Consider the following 22,648-nt stretch of genomic DNA (forward strand, 5'->3'; position numbering starts at 1 on the left):
CACCCCCCCCCCCCCGCCGCCCCCCCCCCCCCCCCCCCCCCCCCCCCCCCGCCGCCGCCCCCCCCCCCCGGGCGCCCCCCCCCCCCCCCCGCCGGGGCGCCCCCGGGCCGTTTTCCGTTCCGGTGCTCCGGTGCTCCGGTGCTCCGGCGCCGCTCGGTGCTCCGGTGTCGCTCGGTGTACCGGCTGCCAGGCGTTCCGGTGCCGCCCGGCCTCCGGAGTTCCGCCGCTGCGGCCGGACGCCGCGCCGGGGGAGGCGTTCGCCCAGGGCGAACGCCGTCGGCCATCCGGCGGCCCGCCCTCACCCGTCCGGCCGAACGCACCCGAACGGATGCGAGGATGTTGGCTCGCCGCGCCCGCCGGGCGGCGCCCGCCCGTCAGAAAGGTCCCACCATGGCCGTCGAGGTCGGCACCGGGGCTCCGGACTTCGAGCTCAGGACCCAGCACGGCGAGCTGATCGGGCTCTCGGATTTCCGGGGCGCCAAGGCCGTCGTCCTGGTCTTCTACCCGTTCGCCTTCACCGGGGTCTGCACCGGCGAGCTCGGCGCGATCCAGAAGGAACTGCCGCGGCTGCAGAACGACGCCGTCCAGGTGCTCGGGATCTCCGTCGACTCGCAGTTCTCCCAGCGCGTCTTCGCCGACCGGGAGGGCCTGGACTTCCCGCTGCTCGCCGACTTCTGGCCGCACGGCGAGGTCGCCCGCGCGTACGGCGTGTTCGACGAGGAGAAGGGCTGCGCCCTGCGCGGCACGTTCGTGATCGACAGCACCGGAACGGTCCGGTGGAGCGTCGTGAACGGCCTCCCGGACGCCCGGGACGAGCAGGAGTACCTGCGCGTCCTCGCCTCGCTCTGACGGGCGCGGCCCGGGCCTTCCACGGGTGCGTCGTGGGCCGGCGGGGGAACTTCGAACTACGCTCGGTCCGTTGATCGGGTGGGGCGCGGAGGCCGCCAGGCCGGCTCGTGCCCCGCACCGCACCACCGGGGGCGCGCCGCGCGTGCCTCCCGATTCTTGGAGGACACGTGGGAGTCAGCCTCAGCAAGGGCGGCAACGTCTCGCTCACCAAGGAGGCCCCCGGCCTCACGGCCGTCGTCGTCGGCCTGGGCTGGGACGTCCGGACCACCACCGGCACGGACTTCGACCTGGACGCCAGCGCCCTGCTCTGCAACGACCTCGGCAAGGTGTCCGGCGACGGCAACTTCGTCTTCTTCAACAACCTGCGCAGCCCGGACGGCTCGGTCGAGCACACCGGCGACAACCGCACGGGCGAGGGCGAGGGCGACGACGAGGCGATCAAGGTCAACCTGAGCACCGTCCCGGCCGACGTCCAGAAGATCGTCTTCCCGGTCTCGATCTACGACGCCGAGACCCGCTCGCAGAGCTTCGGCCAGGTGCGCAACGCGTTCATCCGGGTCGTCAACCAGGCCGACAACAAGGAACTCGCCCGCTACGACCTCTCCGAGGACGCCTCGACCGAGACCGCGATGGTCTTCGGCGAGCTGTACCGGGCCGGCGGCGAGTGGAAGTTCCGCGCCATCGGCCAGGGTTACGCCTCCGGCCTGCGCGGCATCGCCCAGGACTTCGGCGTCAACGTCTGATCCGCCGTTCGTCCGACGGGGCGTGCGGCGCCCCGACACCGCGTCACCCGGCCGGGGCGGCCGCGGACCCGAGGGTCCTCGGCCGCCCCGGCTTCGTGCTGTCCGCGGGCGCTGCGAGGATGTGAGTTCAGGAAGTTCAGGCGGCTCAAGGGGGCCGGCCGGGGCCTCGGGCGACTAAACCTGGAACGTCGCGCCGAACAACGCGCCCCGGGAGAAGGCAAGGGAGGAAGAACAGCCATGGTCGTCACACTCGCCAAGGGCGGGAACGTCTCGCTCAGCAAGGCCGCGCCCAATCTGACGCAGGTGCAGATCGGACTCGGCTGGTCCGCCCGCTCCACCACCGGCGCACCGTTCGACCTCGACGCGAGCGCGCTGATCTGCGGCGGGGGCCGGGTGCTGGGGGACGAGTACTTCGTCTTCTACAACAACCTCAGGAGCCCGGAGGGCTCCGTCGAACACCAGGGTGACAACCTCACCGGTGGCGACGACTCAGGCGACGACGAGGTGGTCCTCGTCAACCTGGAACTGGTCCCGGCCCAGGCCGACAAGGTCGTCTTCGCGGTCTCGATCTACGAGGCCGAGGCGCGGCTGCAGAACTTCGGCCAGGTGCGCAACGCGTTCATCCGGGTCGTCGACTCCGTGGACGGCCGGGAGATCGCCCGCTACGACCTCTCCGAGGACGCGTCCAGCGAGACCGCGATGATCTTCGGCGAGCTGTACCGGTACGCGGGCGAGTGGAAGTTCCGCGCGGTGGGCCAGGGTTACGCCTCCGGCCTGCGCGGCATCGCCCTCGACTTCGGCGTCAACGTCCAGTAGGGGGTCGGTGGCAGCGGAAGACGGACCAAGCGCATCCATTCCATGATCACGAAACCGTCATGACGACGGAGGGCAGTGCGGAGGTGACCTGACCGGGCGGCGCCCGGTCGGGGCGTCTCGGGACGAGGCCGCACCTGGGCACGCCCGAAACATCCCGAAAGGTAACCAAGTCCCGTGTTCCTCCGCACTTTCGGCTGGTCGTTCGCGATCACCGCCGTCGGCCTGGCCGCGGCCGGTCTCTTCTGGGGGGCCAAGGGGTTCGGCATCGTGCTGATCCTCTCGATCCTGGAGATCTCCCTGTCGTTCGACAACGCGGTGGTCAACGCCACCGTGTTGAAGCGGATGAACCCGTACTGGCAGAAGATCTTCCTGACCGTCGGCGTCCTGATCGCCGTCTTCGGCATGCGCCTGGTCTTCCCGCTGCTGGTCGTCGGCCTCACCGCGAAGCTCAACCCCGCGACGGTCGTCGACCTCGCGCTGCACTCCGACAAGACGCACGACGGCCTCACCTACGGCCAGTACCTGGCGGCGGCCAACCCGGCCATCGCGGCCTTCGGCGGCGTCTTCCTGCTCATGATCTTCCTGGACTTCGTGTTCGAGGAGAAGGAGCACAACTGGCTATCCTGGATCGAGCGCCCGCTGGAGAAGGTCGGCAAGCTGGACGCCCTGTCCTCGGTCGTCGCCCTGGTCGCGCTCGTGCTCTCGGCCCGCTTCTTCGCGGCCGAGCACGCCGAGACCGTCCTGCTCGCCGGCGTCCTCGGCCTCATCACCTACCTCGTGGTCGGCGGACTCTCGTCGATCTTCGAGTCGGGCCTGGAGGCCGAGGCCGAGCGCGAGGAGGAGGACGAGAAGGCGGGCAAGTCGCTGATCCAGGTGGGCGGCAAGGCCGCGTTCTTCCTCTTCCTCTACCTGGAGGTCCTGGACGCCTCGTTCTCCTTCGACGGCGTGGTCGGTGCGTTCGCCATCTCCAACGACATCTTCATGATCACGCTGGGCCTCGGCATCGGCGCGATGTACATCCGCTCGCTGACCGTCTTCCTGGTCCGCAAGGGCACCCTGGACGACTACGTCTACCTGGAGCACGGCGCGCACTACGCGATCGGCGCGCTGGCCGGCATCCTGCTGGTCGGCATCAGGTTCCACATCCCGGAGATCGTCACCGGCCTGATCGGTGTCGCCTTCATCGGGCTCGCGCTCGGCTCGTCGATCCTGCGCAACCGGCGCGAGGGCGACGGTGCGGGCGAGGAGAACGAGCTGGTGGGCGCGGACAAGTAGCCCGTCCGCTCCGCCCGTTGTACGCGAAAACGGCCGCCTCCCGGGAATCCGGGGGCGGCCGTTTCGCGTGTCGTGCGCGGGTGCTTAGCCCAGCTCGGCTCAGCCCAGCTGCTGCTCGATGGCGCGCAGCTTGCGCTCCAGGGAGTCCAGCTTCGGCATCGACAGCGTGTCGTCGTCGGCCGTGAGGTCGATCGCCGAGCTGCGGCGGGCGGAACCCGACGCGTCGAGGGCGGACGACGAGGAGGACGAGGACGAGTACGCGGAGGAGGACGACGAGGACGAGTAGGACGAGGACGACGACGAGTAGGTCGTCGGCGACGAGTAGGAGGACGAGCCGACGGCGGCACGCGGGGTGCGGCCGGAGTCCAGGGCGCTGCGCGAGGAGGGCTCGAACAGGGAGCCCGTGGAGGCGGGGGAGGCGGTGTCCGACCCGGCGGCTAGGGCAGGCTCCGTAGCGGTCGGGCCGTCGCCGGCCGCCGTGAGCGCGGGCAGGTTGCGGCCGCCGCGGGTCCGCGACAGCACGCCGCCCTGGCGCCGGGAGAGCGCCTTCAGCTCGGCCCGCTCGCGGCGGTCGGCGGTGCGGGCGCGCACCTTGGCGTCCTGCTTCGCCTGGCGCTCCTCGCGCACCTCCTCGACCGCCTCGTCCAGGCTGCGGACGTTCTCCAGCAGCATCAGGGACCACGCCGCGTACGTCTCGCGCGGGGCGCGCAGCCAGCGCACGATCCGGATCTGCGGCAGCGGGCGCGGCACCAGGCCCTGCTCGCGCAGCGCGGCCTTGCGGGTCTGCTTCAGCGCCCGGTCGAACAGGATGGCCGCCGAGATCGACATGCCGGAGAAGAACTGCGGGGCGCCGGCGTGACCGAGGCCGCGCGGCGCGTGCACCCAGTTGAACCAGGCCGAGGCGATCGCGAAGACCCAGACCAGCAGCCGCGAGCCGAGCGCCGCGTCACCGTGGCTGGCCTCGCGGACGGCGAGCACCGAGCAGAACATCGCGGCGCCGTCCAGGCCGAACGGGACGAGGTACTCCCAGCCGTTCGACAGGCCCAGGTTCTCCTTGCCGAAGCCCACCAGGCCGTGGAAGGACAGCGCGGCCGCGACGCCGGCGCAGCAGAACAGCAGAGTGTAGGAGGAGATCCCGTAGATCATCTCCTTGCGGCGGCGCCGCTCCTCGCTGCGCTCCCACGAGTCGCCGGACTCGTCCTTCTTCGCGTTCTTGAATCGCAGCGTCGCCATGAGGATGGCGACGAACAGCAGGGCTGCGCCGCCGACGACGGTCCAGACCAGCTGTATGGAGGTCAGGTTCATTGCGGGTCGGGCCTCGGGTTTCCGCAGGGGACAGTTTCACGGGCGAGCGGGGCTGAGCGGTACGGGCGGTCAGGTCCGGTCGTACGGACCGGGTCTGACGGGCCGTCCGTCTCGTTCGTCGCCGCACGGTGTGCCCACCGCGCCCGCGCAGGGGCGGACGGGACACCTGTGCGGCTAGACGATATCGCGTCCGAAGGGGCGGCATGTTACGGGAGGGCGGCTTCCTCCCGCCAATCGGCCCTTCCGCGGACTTCGGTGAACGCGGGGCGGCCGGATCGGGTAGGGGAGGAGGAGGTCGGGGTATCCGACGGCCGGGCCGATGCCCGATCATGGAGCGGCGCACCGTCAGATCGCCTGGCGGGAGCAGGGGGAGGACTGGATGGTCTCGATCTGGGAGTACCTGCGCGGCGACCGGAGCTACACCTTCGACAACCCGGGCGGCCAGCACAAGGTCACCCTCACCAAGTCGGCCCCGCAGCACGCGATCACCGGCGCCGCGGCCACCACCGGCTACCTCTACGTCAACCTGCACTGGACCATGCGCTCCAGCGCCGGCCGCCCCAGCGGGCGGGAGACGCTCAAGCGCTTCTTCAGCCCGCGCATCTTCAGCCCGGTGGAGCCGGCGTCCCAGGTGAACGAACAGGTCAACGTCGACCTCGACCTGGCGTGCATGTACGAACTCACCGACGGCACCCGGGGCGTGGTGCAGCCGCTCGGCAACTTCTTCGGCGACCTGCGGGACCCGCCGTACATCAAGCTCAGCGGCGACGACCAGTACGGGGCGCCGTCGGGCGAGACGATGTACGTGAACCTGGAGAAGAAGGACAAGTTCAAGCGGCTGCTCATCTTCGTCTACATCTACGACGGCACCCCGGCCTTCGAGCAGTCCCACGCGGTGGTGACGATCGTGCCGCAGACCGGGCCGCGGATCGAGATCAAGCTGGAGGAGCGGACCCGGGCGGCGCGGTCCTGCGCGGTGGTGCTGATCGAGAACGCGGGGGACAACCAGCTGACGGTGCGCCGCGAGGTGCGGTACGTCAACGGGTTCCAGGCGGACATCGACCGGCTGTACGGGTTCGGGATGCAGTGGCAGCGCGGGTACAAGAACCAGGGCGACTGAGCGGGGGCGGCCGTGACGGCCGTGACGGCCCCGCCGGGCATTCTGCGGGCTCGGCGGGGCTTGCTGTGCTGGGGGTTCGCTCGGCGGGGCTTCGCTGTGCGGGTTTCGCTCGGCGGGGTTTCGCTCAGCGGGGCTGGAACTGCGGGCCCTGCGGGGGCAGCGCGAACTCCTCGGCCGGGGGCTGGTTCTGGGTCGTCGGCGCGGCCGGCGGCTGGGGTTGCCGGGGCGGCTGGGCCTGGGGCGGGTAGCCGTAGCCGCCGGGGTGCTGCTGGTGCGGGACCGGTGCCTGCGGCGGGTAGCCGTACCCGGTGCCGGGCTGGGGCGGCGGGTAGCCGTAGCCCTGGGCGGGCTGCTGCTGGGAGGCGTGTCCGGGCGGCGGCGGGTAGCCGTATCCCGTGCCGGGCTGCGGGGGCGGCGGGTAGCCGTAACCGGTGCCGGGCTGCGGGGCGGGGTGCGTGGGTGGCATCGGCGGGGGTGTGTTCGGCGCCGGCGAGCCGGGCGGCGGGGTCATCGTGGGCGGGTTCGCCGGCGGCGGCGGGGGCGCGGCGGGGCCGGCCGTCGGTGCCGTGGCGGGTGAGGGCGGGGTGGCCGCGGCGGCGGATGCCGGGACGGCCGGGGCCAGCGTGAAGGTGCCGGGCTCGGGCCGGGCGGCCGCCGGGCCGGACGTCGGCAGCGGGGTGCTGCGCGGGTCGACGGCGTGGCCGGGGGCCTGGCCGGCGGTGGGCGGCGGGCCGGCCGGTGCGGCGGCGGCCTGCTGGACCGCCTGCTCGGCCTCGTCGTCGACGGTGATGCCGAAGTCGGTCGCCAGCCCGATCAGCCCGGCGCTGTAGCCCTGGCCGACCGCCCGGAACTTCCAGGTGCCCGAGCGCCGGTACAGCTCGCCCACGACCAGCGCGGTGACCGTGTCGGCATCGGTGATCGCGAACTCGGCGATCGGGGGCCCGCTCTCGCCGGTCGAGGCGTCGAAGAGCAGCACGCGCAGCCCGGTCACCGTGCCGAAGGCGCCGCCCTCGGAGGAGCCCGCCAGCACCACCCGGTCGACGTCGGCGGTCAGCTTGGCGAGTTCGACCTCGACGGTGTCGGTGATCTCGGTGCCGTCCGGGGTCCGCTGCTTGGGCAGGTGGCGCACCAGGCCGGAGGGGTGCCGCGGCTGGTTGTAGAAGACGAAGTCGGCATCCGAACGGACCCTGCCGTCGGTGCCGAGCAGCAGCGCGGACGCGTCCACGTCCGGCGCACCGGGCGTGGCGCTCCAGCGCAGCACGGCGCGGACCGCCGCCGCCGGCAGTGCGATGTTGGCGCCCTTGGCCATCACGTGCGTCATAGCCGACCATCCTGCCTGTTCGCCACCCCTTCGGACAACGTGACCGAAGCAGCCGGGATCGCGCCGGATTTTGCCAAGCCTTGCGTTTGGCCGCCCGCTCCCTGGTGCGATCTGGGCCGGGGCAAGTGGACGATAGCCTTCCGGTGGCCGTGCGGAGCAGGGTGCGGGACCGGTCGTCTTCGGCCGGAAGTCGCCCCCCGGCGCGCGGTGCGTCCGACGGCCGGGCGCACCGGGCGCCCCGGACGGGACGGTACCGGCGGTGCACACGGACGGGTGATCGGGAACCACCGCGACGGGCGGACCGGTTAACTCTCGTGTCGTCCCGCGCCGCCGCGCGCCGCTTCGCACCCCGGAAACGTGCCGGCGGGCGTCGAAACCCCTGAGGAGAGCACCTTGCGCCATTTCGGCCACCTCGCCGACGACGTACGCGGCCGGCTCTTCCTCGAACCGCCCCGGCCGTTCTCCGCCGACGGCGACCCGGCGCTGCTCGCCACCGCCCTCGGCGGGACCCTCTACAGCCCCGCGACGCGGCCCGCCCTGGCCGCCGACATCCGCAAACAGGCTGCTCGGGGGGTGGTCTCGATGGTCCTCTGCCTGGAGGACGCCATCGCCGACCACGAGGTGGACGCGGGGGAACGCAACCTCGTCGAGCAGTTGGGTGACATGGTCAGGGATTTCACCGACTGCGCACAGTCCCATCCCCTGCTCTTCATCAGAGTTCGCACCCCCTCCCAGATCGTCGATCTCACCCGGCGGCTCGGCGCCGCCGTCGGACTGCTCAGCGGCTTCGTCCTGCCCAAGTTCACCGAGCACGCCGGCGGTGCGTACCTGGCCGCGCTCGCCGAGGCCGAGCACGCCTGCGGGCGGCGGCTGTTCGCGATGCCCGTCCTGGAGTCGCCCGAGCTGGCCCACCTGGAGACCCGGCGCACCCAGCTGTCCGGCATCGCCCGCCTCCTCGCCGAGCACCGCGACCGCGTGCTCGCCGTCCGTCTCGGCGTCACCGACCTCTGCTCCGCGTACGGCCTGCGGCGCTCGCCCGACCTCACCGCGTACGACGTCGCGCTGGTGGCCGGGGTGATCGGCGACGTCGTCAACGTCCTCGGGCGGGCGGACGGCACCGGGCACACGATCACGGGCCCGGTCTGGGAGTACTTCCCGCACCAGGAGCGGATGTTCCGCCCGCAGTTGCGGCGCACCCCGTTCACGTCGTTCACGTCCGGCTCCCGCCAGGCGTCCGGCGCGGGCGAGGGGGTCCGGCGGCGGATCATCGAGCACGACCTGGACGGGCTGATCCGGGAGATCCAACTCGACCGCGCCAACGGACTGTTGGGCAAGACCTGCATCCACCCCAGCCACGTGCCCGCGGTGCACGCGCTCTCCGTCGTCACGCACGAGGAGTACTGCGACGCCCAGGACGTCCTCCGGCAGGAGCGCGGCGGCGGCGGGGTGCTGCGTTCGTCGTACACCAACAAGATGAACGAGGCCCGGCCGCACCGGACCTGGGCGGAGCGGGTGCTGCTGCGCGCCGAGGTGTTCGGCGTGGCGCGGGAGGACGTGGGCTTCGCGGAGTTGCTGGTGAGCACCTTGGACGGGTGAGCGCCTCGTGGACTCGCGAAGAACATGCCGTCGTGCCAGTCGTACCAGTCGTACCAGTGGAAGCGGGACCGCAGTGACAGCACAGCGAACGTGGACCGGCCGTTGGGTCGCCGAGCGGGCCGGGGTCGGCCTGGTCGGCTCCGACCACCTCCCCGACCTCGTCGGCCTCGCCCTCCGCGAGAACCGCAAACGCGCCCACCTGCTGGTCTCCACCGTGCTCGGCAAGCACGTGCCGCAGCGCCCCTCCGTCGTCCACGGCGCCGGGCTCGACCTCGGCCTGCGGGTCCGCGCGCTGCTCGGCGCCGAGGCCGCCGCGCGCGCCGTCGTCCTCGGGTACGCGGAGACCGCGACGGCGCTCGGCCACAGCGTCGCCGACGGTCTCGACGCGCCCTGCCTCCACTCCACCCGGCGCCCCGTGCCCGGCGTGCGTCCGCTCGGCGGCTTCGCGGAGGAGCACTCGCACGCGACCGCGCACCTGCTGCTCCCGGCCGACCCCCGACTCCTCGCCGGTGACGGTCCCCTGGTGCTCGTCGACGACGAGCTCTCGACCGGCACGACCGTCCTCAACACCATCCGCGAACTGCACGCGCGCCACCCGCGCTCCCACTACGTCCTCGTCGCCCTGGTCGACCTGCGCACCGAGGCGGACCGCCACCGGCTCGCCGACTTCGCCGCCGAACTCGGCGTCCGCCTGGACCTGGTGGCCACCGCCAGCGGTGCCGTCCGGCTGCCCGGGGACATACTCGACCGCGCCGAACGCCTGATAGCCGACGTCGGTCCGGCGCCTGAACTCCCGCCCGCCGCCGCGCCCGCCCCGCTCGTCCGCGTCCCCCTCGACTGGCCGACCGCCCTCCCGGACGGCGGGCGGCACGGCTTCACCCCCGCGGACCGCGCCCGCCTCGACGCCGCCCTGCCCCGCCTGGCCGGGCAGCTGGCCGACGCCCTCGGTGGCGGTCTCGGGGGCGGTCTCGGTGGTGGTCTCGGGGACGGTGACGGTGGTGGCGGCGGTCTCGTCGGTGAACTCCCGGACCGGATCCTGGTGTTGGGCTTCGAGGAGCTGATGTACGCGCCGCTGCGGCTGGCCGGTGCCCTCGCCGACCGGCTGGGAGGGGATCGCGTGCGGTACTCGACCACGACCCGCTCGCCCGTCCTCGCCGTCGACGACCCCGGCTACGCCATCCGCACCCGCCTCGCCTTCCCCGCCCACGACGACCCGCAGGACGACGCCCCGCGCGAGCGCTACGTCTACAACGTCGCCCCGGGCGCCGACCCCGACCGCCGCTTCGACGCCGTCGTGCTGGTCGTCGACGACGTCGCCGACACGGCCGCGCTGGCCGAGGGCGAGCGCGCGCTGCTCACGCAGCTGCGGCAGGTCACCGACCGGGTGGTGCTCGCGGTGCTGCCGTCGTATCGACCGGAGGCTCCCGTGCATCCGTCACTCCCGTTCCCGGAGCCGTCGGCCTTCCCGGAGCCGCTGGCCTTCCCGGAGCCGCTGGCGTTCCCGCAGCCGTTGGCCTTCCCGCAGCCGTTGAGGGGGCCGGGGTTCTCCTCCTACCGCCCCGACGAAGTCGCCTGGCTGCTCAAGGACCTCTCCGGCGTCCCGCTCGAAGCCCCCACCGAGGAGCGCGAGGAGGCCGTCCAGCACGGCGGTGCTCACTACGCAGAGTCGCTCCCGGTCGAGTACCGGCCGAGCCCCGAGTACCAGGAGCTGTACCACCAGGCGCTGCGCGCCTCCGCCCGCCGCATGGCCGTCGCCGTCGGTACCGTCGCCGAGACGCTGCTGCGCGAGCGCGGCCGGGGTCTGGTGCTCGCGTCGCTGGCGCGGGCCGGGACGCCCGTCGGCATCCTGGTGCGCCGCTGGCTCGCCTTCGCGCACGGGTTCGACGCGCCGCACTACGCCGTCTCGATCGTCCGCGGCCGCGGCCTCGACCCCGTCGCGCTGCGCTACCTCGCGGCCCACCACCACGCCCCCGGCGTCGTGTTCGTCGACGGCTGGACGGGCAAGGGCGCGATCACCCGCGAACTCGCCGCCGCCCTGGCCGGCACCTCCTTCGACCCCGGCCTCGCCGTGCTCGCCGACCCGGGCCGCTGCGTGCGCACCTACGGCACCCGGGACGACTTCCTGATCCCCTCCGCCTGCCTCAACTCCACGGTGTCCGGGCTGGTTTCGCGTACCGTCCTGCGCGGCGACCTGATCGGCCCGGACGACTTCCACGGCGCCAAGCACTACACCGAGCTGGCCGACGGGGACGTCTCCGCCGCCTTCCTCGACACCGTGGCCGGCCACTTCGCGGCCGTCCGGGACGAGGTCGCGCTCGCCGCCGGCCGGCTCGCCACCGACCCCGACCGCACGCCCGACTGGGCCGGCTGGGCCGCCGTCGAGCGGATCGCCGCGGAGTACGGCATCGGCAGCGTGAACCTCGTCAAGCCCGGCGTCGGCGAGACCACCCGGGTGCTGCTGCGCCGCGTCCCCTGGCGGGTGCTCGCCCGGCGCGGCGCCGGCGCCGACCTCGACCACGTGCGGCTGCTCGCCGCGCAGCGCGGGGTACCGGTGGAGGAGGTCGACGACTTGCCGTACACGTGCGTCGGCCTCATCCACCCGCGCTACAGTCGGGGAGCAACCGGGGCTTCCGGTACGGCCGTTGTGGGGGAGGCCTGATGCACGCCCGACTCTCCTCGCTGGTCGTCAGCGACCTCGACCGCACCCTCGTCTACTCGAACCAGGCCCTCGCCCTGACCGCCCCCGACCGGCACGCCCCGCGGCTGCTGTCGGTCGAGGTGTACGAGGGCAGGGCGCACTCATTCGTCACCGAACGGGCCGCGGCGCTGCTCGCCGAACTCGCCCGGGAGGCCTGGTTCGTCCCGGCGACCACCCGGACCGTCGAGCAGTACGAACGGGTCAACCTGCCGGGCCCGCAGCAGGGTTGGACCCCCGGGTACGCGATCTGCGCCAACGGCGGGCAACTGCTCGTCGACGGCGTGCCGGACGGCGACTGGCGGGCGGAGATCACCGGCCGGGTCGCCGCCGCCTCGGCGCCGCTCGCCGAGGTCGTCGACCGCCTGGCGCTGGGGGCCGACCAGGAGTGGGTCCACCGGCGGCGCGTCGCCGACGGGTCGTTCGTCTACTGCGTCGTCGAGCGGGCGCGGATGCCGGTGGGCTGGCTCGACGACCTGGCCGGCTGGTGCGCCGAACGCGGCTGGACCGTCTCGCTCCAGGGGCGCAAGGTGTACGCCGTCCCGGCGGGCCTGACGAAGAGCGCCGCCCTGGCCGAGGTGGTCCGGCGCACCGGCGCCGGCACCGTCCTCGCCGCCGGGGACTCCCTGCTCGACGCCGACCTGCTGCTCGCCGCCGACGCCGCCTGGCGCCCCGGGCACGGCGAACTCGCCGACCGCGGCTGGACGGCCCCCGGCGTCACCGCCCTGGCGGAGACGGGGGTGGCGGCGGGGGAGGAGATCGTCCGTCGGTTCCTGGCGGGGGTGCGGGGAGCCCTTTAGGGGGCGCTCGGCGGGGTGTTCGGCGGGATGTCCGGCGGGGTGTCCGGCGGGGTGTTCAGCCGCAGCAACCCCCGCCGCAGCAGCCGCCCCCGCCGGAGGGGGCGGACTGCGGTGCGCTGCTGCCGGCGCCGCCCGTGACGGCGACGGCGGACAGCAGCTTCACGGTGTCCTCGTGGCCCTGCGGGCAGACGGCGGGGTCGTTGGCCTGCGCCATCGTGCGGCGCAGTTCGAACGTGGCGCCGCAGGAGCGGCAGCGGAAGTCGTAGCGTGGCATACCCGCAGGGTACCGACGAGCGGGCCGGTCGGGTGGCTCGGCGGTGCGATCCGAGGCCGCCTCGGCTCGGCGGTGGATCCGAGGCCGCCTCGGCTCGGCGGTGGATCCCTGGTCGCCGCGGATCAGCGATGGGAGCCGAGGTCGCCGCGGATCAGCTCGATCACCCGGGCCGCGGTGTCCCGGGCCGCCGCCAGTTCGGTCAGGAAGAGCCAGTAGTCCGGGTGCCGGCCGCCCTCCTCCAGCGTTGCGAGCGCCCGGTCGATCCGCGCGACCGCCTCGTCCAGCGGCGCGGCGTGCCGCGGGTCCGGCGCGTGCCGGCCGGCCATCGCGAGCCGCTGCGCGTCCCGGACGGCGAAGCGGGCCCGCTCGACCTCCCGGCTCGGGTCGTGCTGCACCTCGTTCAGCTGCCGCAGCCGCTCGTTGACCGCGGCGACCGAGCCGTCCGCGGTGTCCAGCAGGGCGCGCACCGTACCGATCGCGCCGGTCGCGTCCGCCCAGCGCTGCTCGTCGCGCGCCCGCGCCGCCTCCGCCAGCTTCCCCTCCGCCGACCGGCCGGCCTCCGCCACCTGCTCCGGCACCCGCTGCAGGTCCTGCCAGCAGGCCGTGCTGAACCGGCGGCGCAGCTCGCTCAGCGCGGGCCCGACCGTCTCGGCCTTGGTCTCCAGCGCCTGGACACGGGTCCGCAGGCTGGACAGCCGGCGGTCGATCTCCCGCGCGCGCTCGGGCAGCTGCGCGGCGTCGGCCGTGATCGCCCCCGCCTGCTGCGCGACGGTCTCCGCCCGCTGCAGCGTCGCCGCCACGCCGTGCCGGGCGGCGCCCTCGTTCAGCCGGCCCAGTTCCGGCGCCAGCTCGGCCAGCCGGGCCGCCAGGTCGTCCGCCCGCAGGCCCGCGGCGCGTGCGGCGTCCAGCGCGTTGCTCGCCGCGAGCAGCGCGCGCTTCGCCTGCTCGACCGCCGGGGTGACCCGCATCAACTGCTGCTCGGCGTGCTGGAGCACCGGCTGGAGACGCTGCAGGAAGTCGTTCAGCTCGGCCCGCGCGGAGCCCAGCTGGCCCCGCACGTCCTCCAGGACGCGCCGGGCCCGGGCCGCCGCGCCGGCGTCCAGCGTCTCGTCGTCCAGGTCGTACGCGTCCAGCGCGGCCAGGTAGTTCACGGTGACCTGGTCGACCCGGCCGGAGATCGCGTCGAAGTCCGCCTGCGTCCGCTGCGAGGTCGCGGCGTTCCCGGCGGCCCGGACGGTCTCCACCGCCAGCTGCACCTCGCGCTGCGTCGAGTCCAGCTCGTAGAACGCCTCCTGCGCGGCGTCCCGCGCCGCGCGGGCGTCCGCCCGCACGCCGTCGCCACCGCGCCGCCCCCACCAGCCGCCGCCACCGCCGGCCGACGCCAGCCCGACCGCGCCCAGCGCGCCGGCCAGCACCACCGGCAGCACCAGCGCCTCGGCCAGCCCGCTCCCCGCCCGACGCCGTCCCACCGACACTGCGCGCTCCCTGCTCCGACCGCTGATCCGCCCGCCATTGTCCCCGATCACCCCACCTCACCGGCACCCCCACCCACCCCACTCCCCGCCCACCCGCACCACACCACCCCCGACGACCAGGTACCCTAGGCAGTCGTCGTGCCCCCACCGGGCCGCGACGGGGGGCGCGTAGCTCAGTGGTAGAGCGCTGCTCTTACAAAGCAGATGTCGGCGGTTCGAAACCGTCCGCGCCCACCAGCACAAATGCCCCGGACCGATCATGGTCCGGGGCATTTGGCATCTCAGGCTGACATCAGTGGCGCCGCTTGAGCAGCCGGTCCATGTTGCCGAGGGCCTCCCGCTGGGTGTCCTGGGTGACGTGGGTGTAGACGTTCATCGTCAGCCCGATCTGGCTGTGGCCGAGGATCTCCATCACCACCCGGGGCGGCACTCCGCACGCGACGAGCAGCGTCGCGCACCCATGCCGGGTGTCGTGCAGCCGGATGGCCGGGACCTCGGCGGCCTTGGACACCCGGACGAACGAGCGGTAGAGGTTGGTCGGCTCGATCGGCCGGCCGGTCCGGGTGGTGAAGATGTAGCCGGTCTCCTCCCACTTCTCCCCAGCCGCGCGCCGGGCCTGGTCCTGCCGCATCCGGTGCCAGCGCAGGGCCGCCACGCAGATCCGGGGGAGCGGCACCGGCCGGCGCTTCCCGCTCTTGGTGGTGTCGGCGTACAGCTCGCCCCGGACGCGCTGCACCTGCTCGCGGACGACCAAGACCCGGTTGTCGAGGTCGACCTCCGACCAGCGGAGCCCGACGATCTCGCCACGCCGCATGCCGAGCGCGATGGCCAACACGAAGGCGGCGTACAGCGAATCGGTGCGGCTGGCAGAGAGGAAGGTCAGGGTCTGGTCGAGGGTCCAGGGCTTCACTTCACGGCTCCTCACTCGGGGCGGCGGGACGAGCATGGCCACGTTGCGCACGATCAACTCGTCGCGGCACGCGGCGCTCAGCGCCGACCGGAGCACCCGGTGCGACTCCTTCGCGGTGGCGGCGCTGGACTGCTTGGTGACCTTCGCCAGGAACGTCCGGACGTCGCGCGGGCTCAGCGACTCCAGGCCCTTCGAGCCGAGCAGCGGGACCAGGTAGAGGCGCACGTGCGTCTCGTACTTGGCCTGGGTGGTCCGCTTCCGCTGGGGCTTGATGAAGTGCTCCAGCCAGTACGGCAGCCACTCGGACAGCTTCGCCGACTTGGTGGGCGTGGCGATGCCCTGTTTGGCGCGCTCCACCAGCTCCTTGCGCTTGGTGTCGCACTCGTCCCAGGTCTTGCCATAGACGAACTTGCGGGCCCACGTTCCATCGGGCTGCGGGACGTACACGGCGGCCTGGTATCGGCCGTCCTTTCGGCGGGTCACGGTGCCGGCGCCGTTGGGGTTGCGCTTCGCCATCAGGCGTTCTCCTCTTTCTTGGTGCTCAGGTACTCGTGCAGGGCGGTAACGGGGATGCGTCGGAGGCGGCCCTCCGTGAAGCTGTCGAGCTTCTTGGTGCGGATGAGGTCGTAGACCTTGCTGCGGCTCATCCGCAGGGCCGCCATGACCTCGGGGACTTCCAGAACGAGCGGCGGGATCGTGGCCACTGCGGCTACTCCTTGACGGAGGGGGCGGGGTGACGTGGTGCGGGTGGTCCGCGCTGTGGAGGGCGGGCCGGGATGGGGGGTGCCACGGAAACCACGGAATACACAGAAACCCTCCGTGTGGCCTCTGACCTGGGATGATGTGGGTGGTCGGGGTTCTCCACAGAAGTCCGCACAAATTCCACAGAAATGAGGTGGGCAGGCGTCGGGCCGCCGTCGACGCGGTGCCGGCGGCGGCCCGAGGGGTGGGCGCGCGGGTTTTTGTGGAATTCCGGGTGGTTTGTGTGGCGGGCGGGCGTGGTGGGCGTTGGTGCTGGTCGGGCCGGGTGGCGGGCGGTTTCGTGGATTTTGTGGTTTCTGTGGGCGAGCTTGTGCGGTGGATCAGCTCGGGTGGAGCTGCGGGTGGGTGGCGTACCGGGGTGCGGGCGGGCGGCCTCGGGTGCCGGGCGGGCGCGGTGGGGCGGGTTCGTGGCGGAGCCAGCCGTGTTCTTCGAGCAGGCCGAGGCAGCTCTCCAGGACGGTGACGGTGGGGAACTCGGCGCGGGAGAGCTTGGTCATCAGGTCGCGCCGGGAGAACGACACGGTGGGGTGGTCGGTGAGGTGAGCGAGGACGGTGCGGGCGCCGGCGAGGTCCTTGTCCGCGCCCATGGACTCGAAGACGTTCAGGGCGTGGGTGGTGAAGTACTCGCCGAGACAGATGGCGCGTTCGACGGTGTCGGCGGTGATGGGGTGCTTGTAGGCGTCGCCGCCGTGCTGGGCGAGGTGGAGCAGGCCGGCGATGCGCACGGTGGCGCCGACGAGCTTGCCGGCCCACTCGCTGACGTGGCCGAGGGTGCCTTGCGGGGCCAGGCGCGGTTCGATGTGGTCCTGGAAGGCGACGAGCGCGGCCCCGGCCTCGGGGGTGGTGGTGAGGACGGCCGGGTCGGTCCAGCCGGCCATGGCCAGGGTGAGCGCCGTGACCTGCTTTTCGTACTCGTCCGCGACCTCGTCGGGGATGAGGTCGGGCAGGCTCTTGCGCCGGCCGACGAGCGATTCGGGCATGGAGTACAGGAAGCGGGCGAGCAGGCCGCGGCCGTCGAAGACGCGGTTGCGGCCGATGTCCTCCAGCACGCACGGCTGGACGGCGAGCGCCATGGTCAGGGCGGGGCTGTCGATGTACTGCTTGTCCCGGGACTGCCGGTTGACCTTGAGCAGGTCCCCGGCGTGGCCCTTCAGGAAGACCTCCATGTCGGCGGTGCCGCCGGAATAGCGGCCCGCGATGGTGTCGAAGATGCCGCCCTCCGCGGACATGACGGCCAGGCGTCCGCCCTGCTCGGCGAGGAGGGTGGTGATGGCGGCGGGGGTGCCGTCGTCGGCGATGAGCTGCGGTTCGGCCGGGACGGTGATGTCCGCGGCGGTGCGGGCCAGGTCGAGTGCGACGCGGTTCAGTTCCTCGCGCTCGTCCTCGCTCGCGGCGGCGGCCTTGGCGGCGGCCTTGTCGGCCGCGGCGCGGGCGAGGCTGGCGGTGGTGCTGGCTTCTACGATCGCGCCGGCGGTCTGCTCGACCAGGGCCCGTTCCACCTTTACGAGCGGGCGGGTCATGGCCGTGAACACGGCGCTCTTGCGGTTGGCGGGGGGCAGGGCGACGACGACGTAGAGGTTCACCGGCTCGCGCCAGCGTCCGCGCACGACGACGACGGCCCGCCCGCCGCCGGCGACGGCCAGCACCGCGAGCGCGAGGCACCCGGCCAGGTCGACCGGGGTCTGTGTCTCCTCCGCCACCGCCGTGACCATGTCGGCCACCCACGTGGGCAGGGCGTCGGTGGGGAAGGACGGCAGGACCCGTGCCTGGCCGAGCGGGATCGGGTCCTCCCATCCGGGCGGTTCGACGGTGAACGCGGGCGGGACGGCGTTCTCCCAGCCCTCGGTGAACAGGGATTCCGACGGTGCGGCGGGGGCGTTCACGCGGCCTTCCGGCGATGGGTCGTCGTGGGCGGGGGCGTGGTTCGGCGGGTGGCGGCTGCCATGGGTCTCCTTCGGGGCGGTGGGCAAGGCGGAGTGGTTGGGCAGGCGTTGCGGGAGGGCGGGGGCCGGAGAAGCGCTTCTCCGGCCCCCGCGCGGCACTTGCCGGTCTGTCAGGCGGCGGGTCGGAGGGTGCCGGCGCCCCTGGCGAGGCCGCGGCGGATGGTGTGCTCGCACTCGGTCCGGCTCAGGCCGGTGGCCATCCCGGCGTCCAGGAGCGCGTCGAAGGCCAGGGTCTCGTCCAGGACGCCGGTGGGCAGGTGGCGGCCGAGGGCGGCGGCTGAGGCGAACAGCCGCTTGGCCCGCCCCGGGTACTGCTGGGCGCGCACGGTGGCGGCCTCGCGGTCGAGGGCCGCTTGGACGTAGGCGTCCTGCTTGTGGATGCGCTCCCGCAGTCCGGCCACGTCCACGACCGGCGTGGCCGGTGCGGGCGGCGGGGTGAGCAGGGGCAGCAGTTCGGGCGGGCAGGGAGCGATGACGGCGGGGTCGGTGCCGAGGGCGAAGCCGTAGCGGCCGGCCTGCCCGAGGGATCCGGGGCCGACGAGGTAGCCGGCGGGGCCTCGCACATCGATCCCCGGCGCGACCATGTGGGCGGAGTTGGGGAACACGGCGTCGGGCGGGGCGGCGAGCCACAGGTGCAGGCCCCCGGTGGGGGTGGCGACGGTGGCCGTGGCCGGAACGCTGAAGCCGTGTTCGGTGGCGAGGCGGTCGAGGTCGGCGACGCCGTCGAGGCCGTTCTTCCGATCGAGGTCAAGGCCGATCAGGTGGTGCGGGGCCCGGCCGCAAGCGATGCCGTAGCCGGTGGCCCACCGGGCGGCGCCGAACATGGCATCGATGAGGGCGTGGTCGGTGGTGGCGTCGTGGACGCCGTGCCCGAACCGGCCGCACGCGGCGCGGCACTGGTCGCGCTCGGGGCCGGGCGGGTGCGGGGAGGGGATCGCGGGCTTCTTGGAGCGGGCGAGGGGGAAGACGTGCAGGCCGCGTTCGGCGGCAAAGTGGGCGGCGGAGTAGGCGCGGTCCCAGTCAGCCAAGGACTCCTCCTGAGATGACGGTTGGGCCAGCAGCCCACCCGCGGCGGCGGCGGCCGATGCGGGCGGGTCGCTGGCGGGGTTGTGCTGCTGCTCGGCGCAGACCTTGTGCGCGGGCCTGCGCTGCTCGTCCCGGAGCGGGGTCGGTCGGCCGCACCAGCGGCAGGGGCGGTCGCCGGTGCGGTCGAAGTGGCGGGCGTCGTGCCAGTCCAGGGCGGGCGCCATGACCGGTCCCGGGTGCTACTCGTCCTCGGGGCCGCACAGGCAGTCGGCGGGGTCGGCGCCCTGGCCGATCTGGCAGGCGCAGTACAGGAGCCCGAGCGGGCCGTCGGTGGGTTCGCCGCCGGTGCAGTGGTCGCACTCGCCGGGCTGCCAGTCCTCGGACTCGTCGTCGTACTCGTCGAGGTCGTAGTCGTCGTAGTCGTCGTACATGCGGGCTCTCCTTCGTCAGGCGGCGCGGGTGCGGAACTGGAGGACGGTGGCGAGGCGGACGGCGGGCTCGGCGGCCGGCGCAGGGGCGCCCTCGCCGCCGTCGGGCGGGGCGGTGTCTGGCGCGGCGGCGCGGGCGGCGCGTTCGGCGGCGGATTCGGCGAGGACCTGCCGCACGGCGGCGGATTCGGCGAGGCCGCGGCGGTGGGAGATGACGGCGGCGGCGCCGGCGATGGCGCCGGGGGCGAGCAGTGCGGCGGTGGTGATGAGGTCGCTGGTCGTGCTCACGGGGCTCCTCCGGTGTGGGCGAGCAGGTCGGTAAGGCCGGTGCCGAGCACGGCGGCGCGCTGCTGGATCGCGGTCCACGAGTCGGGGTCGATGTGCATGAGCGCGGCCAGGGCGGCGGGGCCCTGGCCGTTGGCGGCGGCGGTGAGGGCCTCGCGCAGGTGGACGGCGGCGAGGGGGCGGATCGCGGCGGGGGTGGTCATGGCGGCCGGCCGGTCAGTGGTGGAAGAGGTGGGTGACGGCGGCGAGGAAGGTGTTGACCGGGTCGGCGAGGCCGGTGCTGGCGGTGGTGAAGCCGGACAGCCACAGGACGATCGCGGTGGGGATGCTGACGCGGCGGGCGCGGATGAGCAGGGCGCCGACGATCGCGAATAGGACGGTGAGGCTGAGCGTGACGGCCATGAGGGTGGATCCCTTTCCGTGCATCGTGGTGACGGAGCGTCATGAGCGCGTGTGGGGCACACGGGTGGTCGGGCGTGTGGGCCTGGGGGCGGTTTCGGGGCCCGGGGCGGGGTTCGTGTGGGGCTTGCTGTGTGCCCCACACGGGCCACACGGGCAGGTCAGAGGGCCACACGGCCCGTGTGCCCCACACGGTCCTGTGTGGGGCTGTGTGGCCCTGTGTGACCCTTGGCGGCTACCGGCGGTAGCGCTTGACGGCCTCTTCGAGGGTGTCGGCGTAGAAGCCGGCGCGGGTGGTGCCGTCGATGCGGACGGTGCCGGCGCCGGGCCGCTCGACCCCCACCGCGCGCATCAGGGCGTTGAGTTCGGAGCCGAGGGTTTGGGCGTCGGCACCGAGTGCGGCGGCGAGGTCGGCGATGAACATTCGGTCGCTGCCGTCCCGGGTGATCGCGGCGTGGGCCCGCACGAGCAGTTCCGGTGCCGGGTCGACGGCCGGCTCGTAGACGCTGGGGCCGTCGTCGAACGCGTCCGCCGCGGACGCGGGTGCGGGGCGGGCGGCGGAGAGGTTGAGACCGCCGCCGGTCGGCCGGCGGTCCTTCAGGAACCACTCCCGGGCGGCCTTCAGGTCCGCGGAGCCGTTGCCGAACGACAGGTTCAGCCCACCCGGGCGCTCCGCCGGCCGCGCCGTGTCCGCGCCCGTCGGCGTCGGGTCCGCCGGCTTGGTGGCGGTGGTGGGGTTGGCCCAGAGCCATCCGGCGCGGTCGGCGTCCCAGCGGCGGGCGTAGTCCTCGGCGATTGCCTGGGCGGACACGGCGTCGAGTGCGGGGCGGATGTGGTTGGTGGCGAGGACGGCGGCGCGGACCTGGGAGGGTGAGGTGCGCCAGGTCTTGAACGGGGTGGGGGCGAACCCGCCCTCGCCGCTGGCGCCGATGACGCCGCTGCCCTTGGCGTTGAGCTGTCGGGTGTCGACCTTTGCCCTGGGGAACATCTTGACCAGGTTGTTTCCGGCGCTCTCCCCGCTGGTGAGCGCGGCGCCGACCGGCGAGAACTTGCGGACCTCCGTGTCGCCGAGCGCCGAGACGTTGCCGTCGACGGCGGTGAGCACGAAGCGGATGCCCATGGCGCGGGTGGTGCGCATGGCCTTGCGTACGGCCTCGCGCAGGTCCTTGAGGACCTTCGGGGCGGTGGGCTGGATGGACAGGAGTTCGGCGCCTTCGTCGACGACCACCATGATCTGCGGCAGCTTCGCGGAGACGGGCAGCAGCGTGGTGTCCTCGCTGTCCAAGAGGTCCTGGTAGTGCTGCTGGCGGGCGGCGTTGATCCGCAGCGCCGCCGTCATCATGCGCAGGGCCTCTTCGGGGGTGGAGGCGATCCAGTCGACACCCGGGCGGGTGTCCTTCGGTGCCGGCTCGGTGCCGGCCTTGGGGGTCTTGCGGCCGGTTGCCTCCAGCCAGGGGCGCATCCAGGGGATGCCGACGGCGCCGGCCTTCAGGTCGATGACCCAGGTGATGACGTCGGTGCAGCGGGCGAAGCCGGTGAGCACGCCGTCCACGAGGGTGGACTTGCCGGATCCGGGCGGGCCAAGCAGCAGCGCGCAGGCCTCGCGCAGGTAGACCTTGACCGGGTCGAGGGTGGGGAGCATGCCCCAGGGGATGCCGGTGAGGATCGACAGGGGGCTGTAGTCGGTGGGGTAGTCGTGGCTGTCGGCCATGCCGTTGACCGTCGGCACGTCCAGGACCACCCGGCCCTGGATATCGCCCTCCTCGACGGCGATGACGCAGCCCAGCGGCAGTTTGGCGTCTCCGGCGAGCGCGCGGGCCCGGGCGGCGATCTGGTCCCAGGTCGCCGTGCCGCCGGGCAGTTCAGCGGCGAGGGAGAACCCGCCGCCGGTTTTCCAGAACTGCACGGCGAACACGGTGGCCTGCACGCCGGCGACGCGGGCGATGCGCTCCTCCCACTCCCGGGCGATGGCGCGGCGGCGCTGGTCGAGCGCGTCGGCCGCCTTCGTGGCCTGCGGGGTGAGAGCGAGGCGTTCCTCCTCGGCGGCCTCCTCGTGGACAGCGGCGGTCGAGGCCATGGCGCCGATCCCCACCCCGAGTCCGGCGAGCGTCCCGGCGGCGGCCCAGGAGAGGGGGCCGGTGTGGATGGCCCAGGTGGTCCAGCCGCCGGCGAGCAGCCAGGACGCGGAGCGGGTGACCACGGTCATGGCGGTCAGGCGGCGGCGGACGCTCCAGCCGACGCCGTGCCCGATCGCGCCGGCGGCGCCGACCGCGAGCGGCAGGACCTCGGGCATGCCGGCCGCGGCACCGAGCAGGGCGACGGCCCCGGCGCCGGTCGCCGCCGACAGGGCCCCGGTGATCGGGCCGTGCGGGGCGGCCCAGTCCAGCGGGACACCCTGCTGGGCGCGGGACTTCGGCGTCTTCGGCCGGTCGGTTCGGGGTGCGGGTGGTGGGGTGTCGGTGGGCAGGTTGGTGAGGTTCAGGTTCTCGACCACGGGGCGTTCGTCTCCAGGAAGGGGCCGGGGGGGGGGGGGGGGGGGGGTGGGGGGGGGCGCGCCGGGCGGGGGGGGGGGGGGGGGGTGTGTGTGAGAGAGAGTGTGTGGGGTGGGGGTGGTGTGTGTGTGAGA

The 22,648-nt window shown here is 73.5% G+C and carries 21 protein-coding genes and 1 tRNA gene; 9 read left to right on the plus strand and 13 right to left on the minus strand.

Annotation, left to right across the window (positions count from 1 at the left end):
• Positions 1 to 390: 390 nt before the first annotated feature.
• The 4 genes from ACFV4F_RS03275 (at position 391) to ACFV4F_RS03290 (ending at position 3,683) form a co-directional block, all read left to right on the plus strand.
• Complete coding sequence (locus tag ACFV4F_RS03275; RefSeq protein WP_380493446.1) at positions 391 to 849, plus strand: peroxiredoxin; 459 nt, start codon at positions 391 to 393, stop codon at positions 847 to 849.
• A 167-nt stretch (positions 850 to 1,016) separates the two neighbouring features.
• The gene (locus tag ACFV4F_RS03280) at positions 1,017 to 1,592 is read left to right on the plus strand and encodes a TerD family protein (protein WP_380439318.1); all 576 of its coding nucleotides are present in this window, start codon (positions 1,017 to 1,019) and stop codon (positions 1,590 to 1,592) included.
• 237 nt (positions 1,593 to 1,829) lie between these two features.
• Positions 1,830 to 2,408, plus strand: coding sequence for a TerD family protein (locus tag ACFV4F_RS03285; protein ID WP_380493449.1), 579 nt, complete (start codon positions 1,830 to 1,832; stop codon positions 2,406 to 2,408).
• Positions 2,409 to 2,582: 174 nt separating this feature from the next.
• On the plus strand, positions 2,583 to 3,683 hold the full coding sequence (locus tag ACFV4F_RS03290; protein WP_380439323.1) for a DUF475 domain-containing protein: 1,101 nt from the start codon (positions 2,583 to 2,585) through the stop codon (positions 3,681 to 3,683).
• Positions 3,684 to 3,782: 99 nt separating this feature from the next.
• On the opposite strand, the gene ACFV4F_RS03295 is transcribed toward ACFV4F_RS03290, so the two are convergent.
• Positions 3,783 to 4,988 (minus strand): DUF2637 domain-containing protein, encoded by a 1,206-nt coding sequence (locus tag ACFV4F_RS03295; protein ID WP_380500224.1) that lies wholly within the window; start codon positions 4,986 to 4,988, stop codon positions 3,783 to 3,785.
• A gap of 379 nt (positions 4,989 to 5,367) precedes the next feature.
• On the opposite strand from ACFV4F_RS03295, the gene ACFV4F_RS03300 reads away from it, so the two are divergent.
• Positions 5,368 to 6,108, plus strand: coding sequence for a Tellurium resistance (locus tag ACFV4F_RS03300; RefSeq protein WP_380439442.1), 741 nt, complete (start codon positions 5,368 to 5,370; stop codon positions 6,106 to 6,108).
• Positions 6,109 to 6,232: 124 nt separating this feature from the next.
• Here ACFV4F_RS03300 and ACFV4F_RS03305 read toward each other — a convergent pair whose 3' ends face one another.
• Positions 6,233 to 7,429 carry a TerD family protein gene (locus tag ACFV4F_RS03305; protein WP_380500225.1) on the minus strand — a complete coding sequence of 399 codons (1,197 nt, stop codon included), beginning with the start codon at positions 7,427 to 7,429 and terminating at the stop codon, positions 6,233 to 6,235.
• Between the two features lie 393 nt (positions 7,430 to 7,822).
• On the opposite strand from ACFV4F_RS03305, the gene ACFV4F_RS03310 reads away from it, so the two are divergent.
• The 3 genes from ACFV4F_RS03310 to ACFV4F_RS03320 all read left to right on the plus strand — a co-directional run bounded on the left by ACFV4F_RS03310 (position 7,823) and on the right by ACFV4F_RS03320 (position 12,520).
• On the plus strand, positions 7,823 to 9,025 hold the full coding sequence (locus ACFV4F_RS03310) for an HpcH/HpaI aldolase/citrate lyase family protein (protein WP_380500226.1): 1,203 nt from the start codon (positions 7,823 to 7,825) through the stop codon (positions 9,023 to 9,025).
• Between the two features lie 73 nt (positions 9,026 to 9,098).
• Entirely contained in the window at positions 9,099 to 11,684 is a 2,586-nt protein-coding gene (locus ACFV4F_RS03315) for a phosphoribosyltransferase (protein ID WP_380500227.1), read from the plus strand.
• A complete protein-coding gene (locus ACFV4F_RS03320; protein ID WP_380500228.1) occupies positions 11,684 to 12,520 on the plus strand; it encodes an HAD family hydrolase in 837 nt (278 codons plus the stop codon). The genes ACFV4F_RS03315 and ACFV4F_RS03320 overlap by 1 nt, the downstream gene beginning before the upstream one ends.
• Positions 12,521 to 12,575: 55 nt before the next feature.
• On the opposite strand, the gene ACFV4F_RS03325 is transcribed toward ACFV4F_RS03320, so the two are convergent.
• Together ACFV4F_RS03325 and ACFV4F_RS03330 are read right to left on the minus strand one after the other, a co-directional pair.
• Positions 12,576 to 12,794: a zinc ribbon domain-containing protein gene (locus ACFV4F_RS03325; RefSeq protein ID WP_380439336.1), complete on the minus strand. Its 219-nt coding sequence runs from the start codon at positions 12,792 to 12,794 to the stop codon at positions 12,576 to 12,578.
• 122 nt (positions 12,795 to 12,916) lie between these two features.
• Positions 12,917 to 14,269 (minus strand): hypothetical protein, encoded by a 1,353-nt coding sequence (locus ACFV4F_RS03330; protein WP_380439338.1) that lies wholly within the window; start codon positions 14,267 to 14,269, stop codon positions 12,917 to 12,919.
• 162 nt (positions 14,270 to 14,431) lie between these two features.
• Between ACFV4F_RS03330 and ACFV4F_RS03335 the strand changes: the two genes are divergently transcribed.
• Positions 14,432 to 14,506: transfer RNA gene (locus tag ACFV4F_RS03335), tRNA-Val, on the plus strand.
• 55 nt (positions 14,507 to 14,561) lie between these two features.
• Here the strand turns inward: ACFV4F_RS03335 and xerC are convergent.
• The 9 genes from xerC to ACFV4F_RS03380 all read right to left on the minus strand — a co-directional run bounded on the left by xerC (position 14,562) and on the right by ACFV4F_RS03380 (position 22,516).
• Positions 14,562 to 15,695, minus strand: a complete 1,134-nt coding sequence (gene xerC, locus ACFV4F_RS03340; protein WP_380500229.1) for a tyrosine recombinase XerC — start codon at positions 15,693 to 15,695, stop codon at positions 14,562 to 14,564.
• The gene (locus tag ACFV4F_RS03345) at positions 15,695 to 15,883 is read right to left on the minus strand and encodes a helix-turn-helix domain-containing protein (protein ID WP_380500230.1); all 189 of its coding nucleotides are present in this window, start codon (positions 15,881 to 15,883) and stop codon (positions 15,695 to 15,697) included. Before ACFV4F_RS03345 ends, xerC begins: the two co-directional genes overlap by 1 nt.
• A gap of 378 nt (positions 15,884 to 16,261) precedes the next feature.
• Positions 16,262 to 17,824 carry a YfjI family protein gene (locus ACFV4F_RS03350; protein ID WP_380500231.1) on the minus strand — a complete coding sequence of 521 codons (1,563 nt, stop codon included), beginning with the start codon at positions 17,822 to 17,824 and terminating at the stop codon, positions 16,262 to 16,264.
• Between the two features lie 170 nt (positions 17,825 to 17,994).
• Positions 17,995 to 19,134: a bifunctional DNA primase/polymerase gene (locus ACFV4F_RS03355; protein WP_380500232.1), complete on the minus strand. Its 1,140-nt coding sequence runs from the start codon at positions 19,132 to 19,134 to the stop codon at positions 17,995 to 17,997.
• Positions 19,135 to 19,149: 15 nt separating this feature from the next.
• Positions 19,150 to 19,341 (minus strand): hypothetical protein, encoded by a 192-nt coding sequence (locus ACFV4F_RS03360; protein WP_380500233.1) that lies wholly within the window; start codon positions 19,339 to 19,341, stop codon positions 19,150 to 19,152.
• Between the two features lie 15 nt (positions 19,342 to 19,356).
• Positions 19,357 to 19,626 carry a hypothetical protein gene (locus tag ACFV4F_RS03365; RefSeq protein ID WP_380500234.1) on the minus strand — a complete coding sequence of 90 codons (270 nt, stop codon included), beginning with the start codon at positions 19,624 to 19,626 and terminating at the stop codon, positions 19,357 to 19,359.
• Positions 19,623 to 19,826 (minus strand): hypothetical protein, encoded by a 204-nt coding sequence (locus ACFV4F_RS03370; RefSeq protein ID WP_380500235.1) that lies wholly within the window; start codon positions 19,824 to 19,826, stop codon positions 19,623 to 19,625. The genes ACFV4F_RS03365 and ACFV4F_RS03370 overlap by 4 nt, the downstream gene beginning before the upstream one ends.
• Positions 19,827 to 19,839: 13 nt before the next feature.
• Positions 19,840 to 20,025: a hypothetical protein gene (locus ACFV4F_RS03375; RefSeq protein ID WP_380500236.1), complete on the minus strand. Its 186-nt coding sequence runs from the start codon at positions 20,023 to 20,025 to the stop codon at positions 19,840 to 19,842.
• 232 nt (positions 20,026 to 20,257) lie between these two features.
• Entirely contained in the window at positions 20,258 to 22,516 is a 2,259-nt protein-coding gene (locus ACFV4F_RS03380) for a hypothetical protein (protein ID WP_380500237.1), read from the minus strand.
• Positions 22,517 to 22,648: the final 132 nt, after the last annotated feature.

The sequence above is a fragment of the Kitasatospora sp. NPDC059722 genome (assembly GCF_042733235.1).
Classification (GTDB): Bacteria; Actinomycetota; Actinomycetes; order Streptomycetales; family Streptomycetaceae; genus Kitasatospora.

Excerpts from the sequence above, each read along its gene's own strand:
- ACFV4F_RS03375 (WP_380500236.1), bottom strand. The coding sequence starts at position 20,025 with ATGGCCGTCACGCTCAGCCTCACCGTCCTATTCGCGATCGTCGGCGCC.
- ACFV4F_RS03305 (WP_380500225.1), bottom strand. The coding sequence starts at position 7,429 with ATGACGCACGTGATGGCCAAGGGCGCCAACATCGCACTGCCGGCGGCG.
- ACFV4F_RS03300 (WP_380439442.1), top strand. The coding sequence starts at position 5,368 with ATGGTCTCGATCTGGGAGTACCTGCGCGGCGACCGGAGCTACACCTTC.
- xerC (WP_380500229.1), bottom strand. The coding sequence starts at position 15,695 with ATGGCGAAGCGCAACCCCAACGGCGCCGGCACCGTGACCCGCCGAAAG.
- ACFV4F_RS03275 (WP_380493446.1), top strand. The coding sequence starts at position 391 with ATGGCCGTCGAGGTCGGCACCGGGGCTCCGGACTTCGAGCTCAGGACC.
- ACFV4F_RS03355 (WP_380500232.1), bottom strand. The coding sequence starts at position 19,134 with ATGGCGCCCGCCCTGGACTGGCACGACGCCCGCCACTTCGACCGCACC.
- ACFV4F_RS03325 (WP_380439336.1), bottom strand. The coding sequence starts at position 12,794 with ATGCCACGCTACGACTTCCGCTGCCGCTCCTGCGGCGCCACGTTCGAA.
- ACFV4F_RS03320 (WP_380500228.1), top strand. The coding sequence starts at position 11,684 with ATGCACGCCCGACTCTCCTCGCTGGTCGTCAGCGACCTCGACCGCACC.
- ACFV4F_RS03370 (WP_380500235.1), bottom strand. The coding sequence starts at position 19,826 with ATGACCACCCCCGCCGCGATCCGCCCCCTCGCCGCCGTCCACCTGCGC.
- ACFV4F_RS03360 (WP_380500233.1), bottom strand. The coding sequence starts at position 19,341 with ATGTACGACGACTACGACGACTACGACCTCGACGAGTACGACGACGAG.
- ACFV4F_RS03295 (WP_380500224.1), bottom strand. The coding sequence starts at position 4,988 with ATGAACCTGACCTCCATACAGCTGGTCTGGACCGTCGTCGGCGGCGCA.
- ACFV4F_RS03285 (WP_380493449.1), top strand. The coding sequence starts at position 1,830 with ATGGTCGTCACACTCGCCAAGGGCGGGAACGTCTCGCTCAGCAAGGCC.